The organism is Pseudomonas sp. SIMBA_068 (assembly GCF_046534705.1).
Lineage (GTDB): Bacteria > Pseudomonadota > Gammaproteobacteria > Pseudomonadales > Pseudomonadaceae > Aquipseudomonas > Aquipseudomonas putida.
Window position 1 is genome coordinate 275,676 of the sequence record NZ_JAWRYI010000005.1, and the last position, 14,757, is coordinate 290,432.

At 64.3% G+C, this 14,757-nt stretch carries 10 protein-coding genes; 7 read left to right on the plus strand and 3 right to left on the minus strand.

Annotated elements, in window-relative coordinates:
• The first annotated feature begins 36 nt into the window (after positions 1-36).
• The 4 genes from SB756_RS14770 (at position 37) to trhA (ending at position 8,350) form a co-directional block, all read left to right on the plus strand.
• Complete coding sequence (locus tag SB756_RS14770) at positions 37-2,061, plus strand: methyl-accepting chemotaxis protein (RefSeq protein ID WP_410911056.1); 2,025 nt, start codon at positions 37-39, stop codon at positions 2,059-2,061.
• Between the two features lie 23 nt (positions 2,062-2,084).
• Positions 2,085-7,028 carry an Hpt domain-containing protein gene (locus SB756_RS14775; protein WP_410911026.1) on the plus strand — a complete coding sequence of 1,648 codons (4,944 nt, stop codon included), beginning with the start codon at positions 2,085-2,087 and terminating at the stop codon, positions 7,026-7,028.
• On the plus strand, positions 7,021-7,494 hold the full coding sequence (locus SB756_RS14780; RefSeq protein WP_016489537.1) for a chemotaxis protein CheW: 474 nt from the start codon (positions 7,021-7,023) through the stop codon (positions 7,492-7,494). Before SB756_RS14775 ends, SB756_RS14780 begins: the two co-directional genes overlap by 8 nt.
• Before the next feature lie 238 nt (positions 7,495-7,732).
• Positions 7,733-8,350: a PAQR family membrane homeostasis protein TrhA gene (gene trhA / locus SB756_RS14785; RefSeq protein WP_341796958.1), complete on the plus strand. Its 618-nt coding sequence runs from the start codon at positions 7,733-7,735 to the stop codon at positions 8,348-8,350.
• On the opposite strand, the gene SB756_RS14790 is transcribed toward trhA, so the two are convergent.
• From SB756_RS14790 to SB756_RS14800, 3 genes are all read right to left on the minus strand, one after another.
• A complete protein-coding gene (locus tag SB756_RS14790; protein WP_341796957.1) occupies positions 8,351-9,070 on the minus strand; it encodes a 16S rRNA (uracil(1498)-N(3))-methyltransferase in 720 nt (239 codons plus the stop codon).
• A 163-nt stretch (positions 9,071-9,233) separates the two neighbouring features.
• The gene (locus tag SB756_RS14795) at positions 9,234-10,640 is read right to left on the minus strand and encodes an adenosylmethionine--8-amino-7-oxononanoate transaminase (protein ID WP_410911027.1); all 1,407 of its coding nucleotides are present in this window, start codon (positions 10,638-10,640) and stop codon (positions 9,234-9,236) included.
• A 79-nt stretch (positions 10,641-10,719) separates the two neighbouring features.
• Entirely contained in the window at positions 10,720-11,211 is a 492-nt protein-coding gene (locus SB756_RS14800; RefSeq protein ID WP_410911057.1) for a hypothetical protein, read from the minus strand.
• Between the two features lie 208 nt (positions 11,212-11,419).
• Here SB756_RS14800 and SB756_RS14805 point away from each other — a divergent pair, with 208 nt between their 5' ends.
• The 3 genes from SB756_RS14805 (at position 11,420) to SB756_RS14815 (ending at position 14,694) form a co-directional block, all read left to right on the plus strand.
• Positions 11,420-13,273: a flavin monoamine oxidase family protein gene (locus SB756_RS14805; protein ID WP_341796955.1), complete on the plus strand. Its 1,854-nt coding sequence runs from the start codon at positions 11,420-11,422 to the stop codon at positions 13,271-13,273.
• A gap of 256 nt (positions 13,274-13,529) precedes the next feature.
• Complete coding sequence (locus SB756_RS14810) at positions 13,530-14,081, plus strand: cytochrome b (protein ID WP_019471547.1); 552 nt, start codon at positions 13,530-13,532, stop codon at positions 14,079-14,081.
• A 34-nt stretch (positions 14,082-14,115) separates the two neighbouring features.
• Entirely contained in the window at positions 14,116-14,694 is a 579-nt protein-coding gene (locus SB756_RS14815) for a YceI family protein (protein ID WP_341796954.1), read from the plus strand.
• Positions 14,695-14,757 lie beyond the last annotated feature (63 nt).

Sequence of the window (14,757 nt, forward strand, 5' to 3'; positions counted from 1 at the left end):
GTGAACAAGCCTGCCACCTCCGTTACCGCAACCACCGTGAGCCCGCGTACCCGCAGCATCGCGCAGATCACTGTGCTGTTTTTGATCCTGATCCTGTCGATCATCCTGTTGTTCGCCAACTTCGCGTACCTGAACACCCAATCCAATTACGACAAGCAGTACATCGGCCATGCCGGGGAACTGCGAGTGCTGTCGCAACGCATCGCCAAGAACGCCACTGAAGCCGCTACCGGCAAGGCCCTGGCCTTCAAGCTGCTGTCGGATGCGCGCAACGATTTTGAGCGGCGCTGGGGCTACCTGCGCCAGGGTGACAAGTCCACCGGCCTGCCGCCTGCGCCGCCCACGGTGCGTGACGAGATGGAATCGGTACGCCGCGACTGGGAAAACCTGCGCAAGAACACCGACACCATCCTGGCCAGCGAGCAGACTGTGCTGTCGCTGCACCAGGTAGCGGCGACCCTGGCCGAAACCGTGCCGCAGTTGCAGGTGGAATACGAGAAGGTGGTCGAGATCCTGCTGCAAAGCGGCGCCCCGGCCAACCAAGTGGCGGTGGCCCAGCGCCAGCTGTTGCTGGCCGAGCGCATCCTCGGTTCGGTCAACACTGTGCTGGCCGGTGACGATGCCGCAGCCCAGGCGGCCGACGCTTTTGGGCGCGATGCCGGGCGCTTTGGCCAGGTGCTGGAGGGCATGCTCAGCGGCAACGCGGCAATCCAGATAACCCGCGTCGAAGACGCCGACGCCCGCGCGCGGCTGGCGGAAATCGCCGAACTGTTCCAGTTCGTCGCCGGTTCTGTGGATGAAATCCTCGAAACCTCGCCCGAACTGTTCCGCGTGCGCGAAGCTGCCGGCAACATCTTCAGCCTGTCGCAAACCCTGCTCGACGAAGCGTCGCACCTGGCCAACGGTTTCGAGAACCTGGCCGGCGGGCGCACCCTCGATACTGTGGGCGGCTATGCCCTGGGCGTGCTGGCGCTGGCCTCGATCATTCTCATCGGCCTGATCATGGTGCGCACCACCAACCGCCAGCTGCGCGAAACGGCGGAAAAGAATGAACGCAACCAGCAGGCGATCATGCGCCTGCTCGACGAAATCGAAGAGCTGGCCGATGGCGACCTGACCGTGACCGTATCGGTAACCGAAGACTTTACCGGCGCCATTGCCGACTCGATCAACTATTCCGTGGACCAGCTGCGCGACCTTGTGGCCACCATCAACCACAGCGCCGTGCAGGTGGCTGCGGCTGTGCAGGATACGCAAAACACCGCTCGCCAGCTGGCCAAGGCGTCCGAGCACCAGGCCGAGCAGATCAGCGAGGCCTCCGAGGCCGTCGGCGACATGGTCGAGTCGATCGACCGGGTGTCCGCGCATGCCTACGAATCGGCCAAGGTAGCCGAACGCTCGGTGGCCATCGCCAACAAGGGTAACGAGGTGGTGCACAACACCATCAATGGTATGGACAACATTCGCGAGCAGATCCAGGACACCGCCAAGCGGATCAAGCGCCTGGGTGAGTCTTCCCAGGAAATCGGCGACATCGTCAGCCTGATCGACGACATTGCCGATCAGACCAACATCCTGGCCCTTAACGCGGCGATCCAGGCCTCGCTGGCCGGTGAGGCTGGCCGTGGTTTTGCCGTGGTCGCCGACGAGGTGCAGCGCCTGGCCGAACGCTCGTCATCGGCTACCCGCCAGATCGAGGCGCTGGTGCGCACCATCCAGGCGGACACCAACGAGGCGGTGATCTCCATGGAGCAAACCACCGCCGAGGTGGTGCGCGGCGCGCGCCTGGCCCAGGATGCCGGGGTGGCGCTGGCCGAGATCGAAGGGGTATCGCAGAACCTGGCCGACCTTATCCACAGCATCTCCGACGCTGCCCAGCTGCAAACCTCGTCAGCCGGGCAGATCTCCCACACCATGGCGGTCATCCAGCAGATTACCGCGCAGACCTCCGCCGGCTCCGGTGCCACTGCCGACAGCATCCGCCACCTGGCCCGCATGGCCAGCGAGATGCGCCGTTCGGTGTCCGGTTTCACCCTGCCACCACCTGCCGAGCCCAAGTGAGGCGCCGCGCCGAGGAAGTGACCATGGCATCTGCTGCTGTAAGCCCCGAGCGCCACGACACGGTGGCGCTGGCCTGGACCAAGGCTGCCATTCTCGACTGCCTGGGCCAGGCGCGCCAGGCGCTGGAGCGTTTTGCCGGCGAGCCCGGCGACCTGTCGATATTGGCCTTCGTGGTCGACAACCTGCACCAGGTGCACGGCTGCCTGCGCATGCTCGAACTGCGAGGTGCGACGCGCCTGGCCGAAGAGCTGGAACTGTTCGCCAAGGCTCTGGCCGACGGCCAGGTGAGCCCGCGGGGTGATTGCCTGGGTGCGTTGTTCCGCGGCCTGGAGCAATTGCCCTCATACCTTGAGCGCTTGCGCGGTGCACGCCACGACCTGCCCTTGGTGATGCTGCCGCTGCTCAACCAGCTGCGCGCCTGCCGTGGCATCGAGCCGCTGGCCCAGGCCAGCCTGATCAGCGGTGCTGCGCAGCGCTTTGCCGGCTCCGACGACCTGGCCAACCTCGACCTGTCGCTGGGCAACTGGCGCGATCAATTACAGGCCGGGCCTGGCCGCGATGCCCTGCGCTCGGTGGTGACCGCGCTGTGCGACGACCTGATGCGCATAAAGGAGCGCCTCGACCAGTTCGTGCGCAGCGACCGTCAGCACAGCGAGCAGCTCGATGCCCTCCTGGCGCCGTTGCGCCACGTGGCCGACACCCTGGCTGTGCTGGGCTTCCAGCAACCACGGCGGGTGATCATCGACCAGGTGCTGGCGCTGCAGGCCCTGGCCCAGGGCGAACGGGCGGTAGACGACGCGGTGTTGATGGATGTAGCGGGCGCCCTCTTGTATGTGGAAGCCTCCCTGAACGGCATGGTCGGCCCGCTGGAGGAAAACGGCCAGGGCGGGCTGCCAGGTTCGGACCTGGCCGAGATACGCCAGTTGGTGCTGAACGAATCGCTGAACGTGTTGCAGCAGGGCAAAGACCTGATCGGCGATTACCTGGAGTCCGACTGGCCCCGGCAGCGCCTGCAACCCCTGCCAGGGTTGTTGCAGCAGGTTCGCGGGGCGTTGGCCATGTTGATGCTGCCCGCCGTGGCCGAACTGATTGCCGGCTGCGCAAGCTATGTGCAGCGTTGGTTGCAGCACCTGGAGGATGAGCCACCCGCTGACGAGCTGACCCACCTGGCCGAGGCCCTGAGCGCCGCTGAGTGCTACCTGCAGTGGCGGGTGGCCGACCCGCTGGCGGATGGCCAGCCGTTCATCGACATGGCGCGTGCCAGCCTGGCGGCGTTGGGCGTGCACTGTGCGCAGGCGGACGCCCGCGCGGGCCTGGATGCCGAGGGCGATGGCATCGATGACGAGCTGCGCGAGGTGTTCCTCGAAGAAGCGGGCGAGTTGCTGCCGGAAATCGAGCGCCACTGGTTGCGCTGGCGTGCCGACAACCAGCAGCGCGGGGTACTCGGGGAAGTGCGCCGTGCGCTGCATACGCTCAAAGGCAGTGGCCGCATGGTGCATGCCGAGGCGGTGGCGGAACTGGCCTGGGGTGCCGAGCACTTGCTGAACCGGGTGCTGGAGGGCCGCAGTGTGCTCAGCCCTGAAGGCGTGGTGGCCCTGCAACAGGTGTTCGTCCATCTGCCCGATCTGCTGGCCGACTTTGCCGCCGGCCAGCTGCCGCAACTGACCGAAATCGAACAACTGGCGGGGCACCTGCATGCCTTGGCTGAAAACGACGCACCCGCGGCGGCCCATATCGATGGCCTCGATCCGCAGTTGCTGGATATCTTCCGCAGTGAGGCGCTGGGCCACCTGGCCAGCCTCGATGATTTCCTGCAGGGCGCCGACGGCCATGACACGCCGGTCAGCGATGGCCTGCAACGTGCCCTGCACACGCTCAAAGGCAGTGCCGCCATGGCCGGGGTGATGCCGGTCGCCGAGCTGGCCACCGCCTTCGACCGCTTGGCCCGTGAATACAAGGGCCATCAACTGCCCCTGCAAATGGCCGAGATCGAATGGCTGGAAGCCGCGCGCTCGCTGTTCCATCTGGGCCTGGCGCAACTGGATAGCACGCCGCTGGCAGCCATCCCTGGCGCAGCGGAGCTGATCGAAACAGTTGGCCAGGCAGTAGATAACCGCCTGGCCACCGTGCATGACGAACCGCAGCATCCCCGGCGCAGCAAGCGCGACCCGCAGTTGGTTGCCAGTTTCCTCGCCCAGGCCATGGACATTCTGCTCGATGCCGAGTCGTTGCTGTCGCGCTGGCAGCAACAGCCTGGCCAGCGTGACGCACTGGATACACTGCTCGACCAGATGACCACCCTGGGCCACGCGGCGCACCTGGCCGACTTGTGGCAAATGGATGAGGTGTGCGAGGCCTTGCTGGACCTGTATGGCGCGGTAGAAGAGGGCAGCCTGCCCGCCGATGCACGCTTTTTCGCCCAGGCGCAGCACGGCCATGAAGCCCTGCTGGACATGCTCGACGAAGTGGCGGCCGGGCAGGATATCGCGTCACGGCCAGAGCTTGTCGACAGCCTGCGCAACCTGCTGGACCAGGCCCTGGCCCCGGATGCCACCGGCCTGGTGGGCATCGACACGGTCACCCCGCTGCACCCGGACATGGACCTGACGGGTACCCTGGGGCTGTCGCATACCCCTTTGCAGCCAGAGGTGGCCGAGCCACTGCCTGAAGAGCCGGAAAGCCCCGGCGAAGAGCTGCTGGAAGTGTTCCTCGAAGAAAGCTCGGACATCGTCGAGAGCGCCGCCGCATCCCTGGCACGCTGGCAGGCCGACCCGCGCAGCAGCGTCGAGGTGGACAACCTGATGCGCGATCTGCACACCCTCAAGGGCGTGGCGCGCATGGTCGAAATTGCCCCGATCGGAGATTTGGCCCACGAACTGGAGTTTCTCTACGAGCTGCTGGCTGCCGGGCGTTTGCCGCCGAGCCCGCCACTGTTCGCGTTGCTGCAGAACTGCCATGACCGCCTGGCGCACATGCTTGATGCCGTGCGCCTGGGGCAGCCATTGCATGCTGCCACGGCGCTGATCGACTATATCCGTAACTTCAGCAGCGCAGCCCTGACCGACAGTGCAGCCGGCCAAGGGCCGGTCGAAGCCGCCGCCAGCGAGGTGCCGGCGACAGCGCCAGAGCGGGCGCCAGGCGACATGGTCAAGGTTGACGCCGAGTTGCTCGATGACCTGGGTAACCTGGCCGGCGAACACTCGATCATCCGTGGGCGCATCGAGCAGCAGGTCAACGATGCGCAGTTCACCCTCAACGAGATGGAAACCACCCTGGAGCGTATGCGCGACCAGTTGCTGCGCCTGGACATCGAGACCCAGGGGCGGATCTCCAGCCGCCAGCCGTTCGAAAGCGATTCCTATGATGACTTCGACCCCCTGGAAATGGACCGCCACTCGCAGTTGCAGCAACTGTCGCGGGCCTTGTTCGAGTCTGCCTCGGACTTGCTCGACCTGAAGGAAACCCTGGCCCAGCGTGCCCAGGAGGCCTACAGCCTGCTGCAGCAGCAGGCGCGGGTGAACAGCCAGTTGCAGGAAGGCCTGACCGCCACCCTGATGGTGCCCTTCGAACGCCTGGTGCCACGCCTGCAGCGTGTGGTGCGGCAGGTGGCCAGCGAGCTGGGCAAGCAGGTGGAACTGGTGGTCGGCAACGCCGAAGGCGAACTGGACCGCAGTGTGCTCGAACGTATGGTGGCGCCGCTGGAGCACATGCTGCGCAACGCAGTCGACCATGGCCTGGAAAGCCGCGAAGCGCGGCTGGCCGCTGGCAAGCCGGAGCAGGGCATCATCCACCTGAATTTGCTGCACGAAGGCGCCGATATCGTTATCGAAATGATTGACGACGGTGCTGGTGTACCCCTGGACGCGGTGCGGCGCAAGGCCATCAAGCGCGGCCTGTTGGACCCGCAGGCGGACTTGAGCGATCACGAGATCCTGCAGTTCATCCTGCGCCCGGGCTTTTCCACCGCCGAGAAGATCACCCAGATATCCGGGCGCGGCCTGGGCATGGACGTGGTGCACGAGGAGGTCAAGCAGCTGGGTGGCTCGATGAGCATCGAGTCGGCCCAGGGCAAGGGTGCGCGCTTCTTGATCCGGCTGCCGTTCACCGTATCGATCAACCGTGTGCTGATGGTGCACTTGGGCGAAGAGCAATACGCCATCCCGCTCAACACCATCGAGGGCATCGTCCGCGTACCGCCGGCAGAGCTGGCGGCTTGTTATCAGCTGGACACGCCCCGCTATGTCTACGCCGGCCACGAATACGAGCTGCGCTACCTGGGCGAGTTGCTGCAAGGCCTGCCGCGCCCCGCGCTGCTGGGGCAGAGCGTGCCGTTGCCGGTGCTGCTGGTGCATTCCAAGGAGCAGTCGTTCGCCATCCAGGCCGACAGCCTGTCGCCCAGCCGCGAGATTGTGGTGAAGAGCCTGGGGCCACAGTTTGCTGCGGTTGCCGGGTTGTCGGGGGCGACGTTGCTGGGCGATGGCCGGGTCGTGCTGATTCTCGACCTGCTTGGCCAGTTGCGCGGCCAGCAGCGGCGCCTGGCCCGCTTGCCCGGCGGCGGCACCCAGCGCCAGCTGCTCGGCCCCGCGCCGCGGCGTGCGTTACTGGTGATGGTGGTGGACGATTCGGTAACCGTGCGCAAAGTTACCAGCCGCCTGCTGGAGCGCCACGGCATGAGCGTGCTGACGGCCAAGGACGGGGTCGATGCCATGGCCCTGCTGGCAGAGCACCGCCCCGACGTGTTGCTGCTGGACATCGAAATGCCACGCATGGACGGCTTCGAGGTGGCCACGCGCATTCGCCGTGACGAGCGGCTGAAGGACCTGCCGATCATCATGATCACTTCGCGCACCGGGCAGAAGCACCGCGACCGTGCCATGGCCATCGGCGTCAACGAATACCTGGGCAAGCCGTACCAGGAGTCTCTGCTGTTGCAGAGCATTGCCCACTGGAGCCAAACCCATGCTTGAACTGATCTCCGGCCAGCGCAGCAGCCTGACCGGGCTGTTGCTGCCATTGGGTGACCGTACCCTGGTGCTGCCCAACGTGGCGGTGGCCGAGCTGAGCGGCCAGCGCAACCTGGTGTGCCAGCCCGGCGACCCCGCCTGGCACCTGGGCTGGATCGACTGGCGGCAGCAACGCCTGCCGCTGATCGGCTTCGAGGCGGCGTGCGGTGGTGAAACACCGTGCGGTGAGCGGGCCCGGGTGGTGGTGCTCAATGCACTGGGTGATACCGGCCTGCGCTACCTGGCGCTGTTGCTGCAAGACATCCCGCGCTCGTGCAAGCTCGACAGCCAGCTGAACTACGTGGATGTGGCGCTGGGCAGGCTGGAGCTGGCGGCGGTGCAGGTGGGCGAGCAGGTGGCCCGGGTGCCGGACCTGGTTGCCTTGGAAAGGCTGGTGCGTGACGCGGATCTGCAACCTGACCTTGGGTAGGATGTAAGGCACAGGGCGTAGTCGTCTGGATGTGGGAATCGGGCTACCGCAACACGCTGTAGGAGCAGCCTTGTGCTGCGAAGAGGCCGGTAAGGCTGAAGGTCATCTTCGGCTGCTATGGCCTCTTCGCAGCACAAGGCTGCTCCTACAGGGCTTGTGTTTACCTTGAAATCGACACCGGGTGAGGCCATCAGCATCACATCAGGAACCCAGCCCACCTGAAGAGGTCTGTGTTTGCATGTATTACGGTGAACGCTTCAACGCCTGGACCCACCTGGTCGGTGCTGTCCTGGCCTGTATCGGTGCCATCTGGCTGATCGTGGTCGCGGGCCTGCAAGGCGACCCGTGGAAGATCGTCAGTTTCTCCATCTACGGCGGTACGCTGCTGTTGCTGTACAGCATCTCCACCCTGTACCACAGCACCCGCGGGCGGGCGAAGGTGATCATGCGCAAGCTCGATCACCTGTCGATCTACCTGCTGATCGCCGGTAGCTACACGCCCTTCTGTCTCGTCAGCCTGCGTGGCCCCTGGGGCTGGAGCCTGTTCGGCGTGGTCTGGGGGCTGGCGGTGATCGGCATGTTGCAGGAGATCAAGCCGCGCTCCGAAGCGCGGGTCCTGTCTATCATCATTTATGCCGTGATGGGCTGGATCGTGCTGGTGGCAGTGAAGCCGTTGCTGCACTCGCTGGGCGGCGTCGGCTTTGCCTGGCTGGCCGCCGGCGGGGTGTTCTACACCGTGGGCATCATCTTCTTCGCGCTCGACAGCCGTTTGCGCCACGCGCACGGCATTTGGCACCTGTTCGTGATTACCGGCAGCCTGCTGCACTTCGTGGCGGTGTCGTTCTACGTGCTCTAGTTAAAAATCCCCCCACAATTGCTGTGCCACCGACAGCGCCACCACTGGCGCAGTTTCGGTGCGCAGCACCCGTGGCCCAAGGCGGGCAGCGTGGAAGCCGGACGCTTTGGCCTGCTCGACTTCGGCCTCGCTCAGGCCGCCTTCGGGGCCGATCAGAAACGCCAGGGTCGCAGGTTTTTCGTGGCTGGTAAGCGGCTCGGCCACCGGGTGCAGGACCAGTTTCAGGTCCGCCTGGGTGCTGCCCAGCCATTCGGCCATGGTCACGGGTGGGTGGATGACCGGCAAGGTGGAGCGGCCGCATTGTTCGCAGGCGCTGATCGCCACTTGGCGCCAGTGGGCCAGGCGCTTGTCGGCGCGCTCGTCTTTCAACCGCACTTCGCAGCGTTCGCTGACGATCGGGGTGATCTCGTTGGCGCCAAGCTCGGTGGCTTTCTGGATCGCCCAGTCCATGCGCTCGCCACGGGACAGGCCCTGGCCGAGGTGCACGTGCAACGGTGAATCGGCCTGGCCGGCGAGGGCCCGGCCGAGGCTGACGCGTACGGTTTTCTTGCCCACTTCAAGCAATTGGCCGAGGTATTCCTGGCCGCTGCCGTCGAACAGCTGCACGGCGTCGCCGGGGGCCATGCGCAGTACGCGGCCGATGTAGTGGGCCTGGGCTTCGGGCAGGTCGTGCTCGCCAAGGCTCAGGGGGGCGTCGATGAAGAAGCGGGACAGTCTCATGGGTTTGCTCGGTAAATAGAGAGACACAGATTCCCTGTGGGAGCGGGCGTGTCGATGCGTCGAACCGCCGCGAATCAGGCGCTGCGGTGCCTGGCAAGGGCTTCGCCCTTGTTCGCGGGCACGCCCGCTCCCACAGGAAAAGTGGTGTGGCGAATTGCCGGGCCTAGCCCGGGTCGCGGAAGTCGGGGTGGAAGTTGGCCGGCACGGCAACACTGACGCTGTCGCGGGTGGCGATGTCGATGCCTTCGCTGGCAACTTCTGCAAGGAAGTCGATCTGCTCCGGGGTGATCACGTATGGCGGCAGGAAGTACACCACGCTGCCCAACGGCCGTAGCAGGGCGCCGCGGGTCAGGGCGTGTTCGAACACCTTCAGGCCACGTCGCTCCTGCCAGGGGTAGGCTACCTTGCCAGCTTTGTCCTTGACCATCTCGATGGCCAAGGCCATGCCGGTCTGGCGGATTTCGGCAACGTGAGCATGATCGGCCAGGTGCGCAGTGGCGGTGGCCATGCGCGTGGCCAGGGCCTTGTTGGCCTCGATCACCTTGTCTTGCTGGAAAATGTCCAGGGTCGCCAGCGCCGCAGCGCACGCCAGCGGGTTGCCGGTGTAGCTGTGCGAGTGCAGGAACGCGCGCAGGGTCGGGTAGTCGTCATAGAACGCCTGGTAGACCTTGTCGGTGGTCAGGCAGGCGGCCAGCGGCAGGTAGCCACCGGTCAGGGCCTTGGACAGGCACAGGAAGTCTGGCCGGATGCCGGCCTGTTCGCAGGCGAACATCGTGCCGGTACGGCCAAAGCCCACGGCAATTTCATCGTGGATCAGGTGCACGTCGTAGCGGTCGCAGGCCTCGCGCAGCAGCTTGAGGTACACCGGGTGGTACATGCGCATGCCGCCGGCCCCCTGGATCAGCGGCTCGACGATCACGGCGCTGATCGAGGCGTGGTGCTCGGCCAAGGTCTGCTCCATGGCGGCGAACATGTTGCGCGAGTGCTCTTCCCAGCTCATGCCCTCTGGGCGCAGGTAGCAGTCGGGGCTAGGCACCTTGATCGTGTCCAGCAGCAACGCCTTGTAGGTTTCGGTGAACAGCGGCACATCACCTACCGACATGGCGGCGATGGTTTCGCCGTGGTAGCTGTTGGTCAGGGTGACGAAGCGCTTCTTGTCCGGTTTGCCGACGTTCTGCCAGTAGTGGAAGCTCATCTTCAGCGCTACTTCGATGCAGGACGAGCCGTTGTCGGCGTAGAACACCCGGTCGAGACCGGCCGGGGTCATGGCCACCAGGCGCTCGGACAGCTCGATGACCGGCTGATGGCTGAAACCGGCCAGGATCACGTGCTCCAGTTGGTCGACCTGGTCCTTGATGCGCTGGTTGATGCGCGGGTTGGCGTGGCCGAACACATTGACCCACCAACTGCTCACCGCGTCCAGGTAGCGTTTGCCTTCGAAGTCCTCCAGCCACACGCCTTCGCCGCGCTTGATCGGGATCAGCGGCAGCTGCTCGTGGTCTTTCATCTGGGTGCAGGGGTGCCACAGAACCTTGAGGTCGCGTTGCATCCACTGATCATTGAGGCCCATGGGCACTTCTCCTGGCTTTGCGGCGTGGTTCGACCGCGTAAGCCTAAGCAATGCGGCAAGGCAGGACAACCGCTGCCTTTCAATGGCGGTGGGTGCCGGTCCATTCGAGCCGCCGGATGTGCACGGTACCGGCCTGCGAAGTGGAGATGGTCAGGCGGCGGAAGGGGCCGTCGATCACCTGGTGGTAGGGGTTCGTGGCGATGGGGCCAGGGCGCAGGTCGCGAAACCCGCTGCCTTCCACGGTGAGCCAGTAGAAGTTGCGCGGTATCGGGGTGGCCAGGTCGCAATCTACTCTTTCAGCATCGAACAGCATGTGCAGGTCGTCGCAGAGAAAGTCGCTGACTACGTAGTATTCCAGGCGCAGGCACTCGACTTCCTGGGCGAACACGATTTCCACGTCGCTGTGTTCCCCGATGACCAGTTCGGTACCGTCTTCACCCCTGAACGCTTCATGAAAGCCGGTCCATGAGGTGCTGTTGGAGCGGATACTCAGGCCGGAGGCTGTATGCAGCGTCTTTTTGTGCCACAGAAACTGCCGTTCGACGTGTTGGAAGTGCTCCTCGAAGATCATGCGCATGCCCTCCTGGCGGGGCTTCTGGCCAGTTTCGCCAGCTTCGCCTGCCGCCGTGTGACATGGCTACTGGCAAAAATGTCAGTTGCCAAAAGGACTTGATGTCACTGCGCTGGCAGGGTGGTCGGACCTGACGTATTCTTAACGCATCGTCCCGGGGCATTCCTGCCTCTCCCCGTTTGTAACCTCTGACTCGGAGTCCGCCGACATGGCTGCTGCTTGGGTGCGCCTGTGCGCGTTGGTATTGATTGGTGTCTCCAGCGGCGCCGCGCTGGCTAAGGACAAGACGCCCACGGCGATTGTCGTGGGTGGCGGCCTGGCGGGCCTGACGGCAGCGTACGAGCTGCAGAACAAAGGCTGGCAGGTGACCCTGCTGGAAGCCAAGTCGGGCATGGGCGGGCGTTCTGGCCTGGCCACCAGCGAGTGGATCGGCAATGCCAAGGCGCAACCGGTGCTCAACCAGTACCTTGACCGTTTCAAGCTTGAAACACTGCCGGCACCGGAGTTCGTGCGTACACCCGGTTACCTGATCGACGGTGAGTACTTCAGCGCCGCCGACCTGGCCACCAAGCAACCGGCTACTGCCGAAGCGCTCAAGCGCTACGAGAAAACCCTCGATGACCTGGCCCGTTCGATCGATGACCCGCTGAACCCGCAGGCAACCAGCACGCTGTTCGCCCTCGACCAGATCAACGTCTCCACCTGGCTGGACAAACTGCAACTGCCTGCGACCGCCCGTCAGTTGGTCAACCAGCAGATCCGTACCCGTTACGATGAACCGTCGCGCCTCTCGCTGCTGTATTTCGCCCAGCAGAACCGTGTGTACCGCGGTGTCAGCGACCGTGACCTGCGTGCCGCGCGCCTGCCCGGTGGCAGCCCGGTGCTGGCCCAGGCCTTCGTCAAGCAGCTGAAGACCATCAAGACCAGCTCGCCGGTCACCGCCATCGTCCAGGACAAGGATGGCGTAACGGTAAAAGTCGGCAGCGTCGGCTACCAGGCTGATTACCTGGTCATGGCCGTGCCGCTGCGTGCCCTGGCCAAGATCCAGATGACCCCGGGCCTGGACACTCAGCACGTGGCGGCGCTCAGAGGCACCAACTATGGCTGGCGCGACCAGCTGATGCTCAAGTTCAAGAAGCCCGTGTGGGAAAGCCGCGCGCGCATGTCGGGCGAAATCTTCAGTAACGCCGGCCTCGGCATGCTGTGGATCGAGCCAGCGCTCAAGGGCGGCGCCAACGTGGTGATCAACCTTTCCGGCGACAACGCCCGCTTGCTGCAGGCGTTCGGCGACAAGCAGATGGTCGATCAGGTGCTGATCCGCCTGCATGCGTTCTACCCGCAGGCCCGTGGTGCCTTCACCGGTTACGAGGTCAAGCGCTACAGCACTGACGCCGGTACCGGCGGCGCTTACCTGGCCTATGGCCCGGGGCAGATCAGCAAATACTGGCGCCTGTGGGAGCGCCCGGTGCAGCGCATCACCTTTGCCGGTGAACACACCGATGCCCTGTACCCGGGCACACTGGAAGGCGCCCTGCGCAGTGGCCAGCGTGCGGCCAGCCAAGCACAGGACCTGTTGGCCGGGAAGTCGTTCGACCCCGCCAAGGCGGTGCCGGTTGCGGCGGCAGCTGCAGCAGGTGCAGCTGCGGCCAAGGACAGCAAGGGCGGGTTCTTCTCCAATATGTTTGGTGGTTCGTCCGACAAGGCCGACAAGGCTGATAAACCGCCGGTCAAGGCTGAGCCGAAGCAGGCCGAAGAGTCCAGGCAGGACAAGCCAGGTTTCTTCAAACGCCTGTTTGGCGGGGCGGATACGCCAGAGGTGAAGGCTGAGCCAATCGCCAAGGCAGAGGAAGTGGCGCCGGCACCTGCGCCTGCTCCCCAGGCCGCGCCAGCTCCGGCAGCGCCTGCACCTGTCACCAAGGAAGCGGCAGCCAAGCCTGCGGCAACCAAGGCTGCCCCGGCCAAGCATGCGCCGGCGCGCAAGCCGGCCGAAACGAAGAAGGCAACTGCCAAATCCGAGCCGACCAAGAAACCTGTGGCCAGTAGCCAGGCCAAGGCTGGCTGATTGATCGACAGTGCCGGCCTCTTCGCAGCACAAGGCTGCTCCTACAGGCACCGCATACCCCTGTAGGAGCAGCCTTGTGCTGCGAAGAGGCCTGTACTGGCATCCTCTACTTCCCCGACTATCGTTAATGTTTCCTTAATGGCAAGCTTACAGAATACATATCGGATTTCTCGATAAACCGAAGCAACTTTTTCCGCTTTTCTTCGATACGTTACGCGTTAGTCTGTGCACAGCTTTCACGGGGATACACGCCAACATGCAACTGCGCAATTCACCTTCTCGCTACGGCGTGGTCAGCATCATCCTGCACTGGGGCGTGGCGCTGGCAGTCTTCGGCCTGTTCGGCCTGGGCCTGTGGATGGTCGGCCTCGACTATTACAGCCCTTGGCGCAAAGCCGGCCCGGACCTGCACAAAAGCATCGGCCTGGTGTTGCTGGCGGTGATGCTGCTGCGGGTAGTCTGGCGTTTCATCAGCCCGCCACCACCGGCCCCCGCCAACCATGGCGCAGTCACACGCCTGGCGGCCAAGCTTGGCCACCTGGCCCTGTACCTGGGTCTGTTTGCGGTAATGGCTGCCGGATACCTGATTTCTACCGCCGACGGCGTCGGCATTCCGGTGTTTGGCCTGTTCGAAGTGCCGGCACTGATCAGCGACCTGCCTGACCAGGCAGATGTTGCGGGTGTGATTCATCTTTGGCTGGCCTGGGGCCTGGTGATTTTTGCCGTGCTGCATGCCCTGGCAGCGCTCAAGCACCATTTCATCGACCGTGACGCGACCCTGACTCGAATGTTGGGCCGCAAAGCTTGACTCTCCACCACAATTGCATAGGAAGGAAATAAGGATGTTGAAAAAGACTTTTGCCGCTCTGGCGCTCGGTACCGCTCTGCTTTCCGCCGGCCAGGTCATGGCTGCCGAGTACAAGATCGACAAGGAAGGCCAGCACGCGTTCGTCGACTGGAAAATCAGCCACCTGGGCTACAGCTTCATCCACGGTACCTTCAAGGACTTCGACGGCAACTTCACTTGGGACAGCGCCAAGCCAGAAGCCAGCAAGATCAGCGTCGACCTGAAAACCGCCAGCCTGTGGTCGAACCACGCCGAGCGTGACAAGCACATTGCCAGCGCCGATTTCCTCGACGTGAAGAAGTACCCTGAAGCCAAGTTCGTCTCCACCGCCGTCAAGTCGACTGGCGAAAAGACTGCTGACGTGACCGGCGACCTGACCCTGCACGGCGTGACCAAGCCGGTCACCTTCAAGGCTACCTTCAACGGTGAAGGCAAGGACCCATGGGGCGGTGAGCGCGCTGGTTTCAACGCCACCACTACCCTCAACCTGAACGACTTCGGCATCAAGGGCCCAGGCGCGACTTCGCAGACCCTGGACCTGGATATCAGTGTTGAAGGTGTGAAGCAGAAGTAATCTGCTTTAAGTGAAAGACCGAGGGGGCTGCTTCGCAGCCCGTTCGCGGCACAAGGCCGCTCC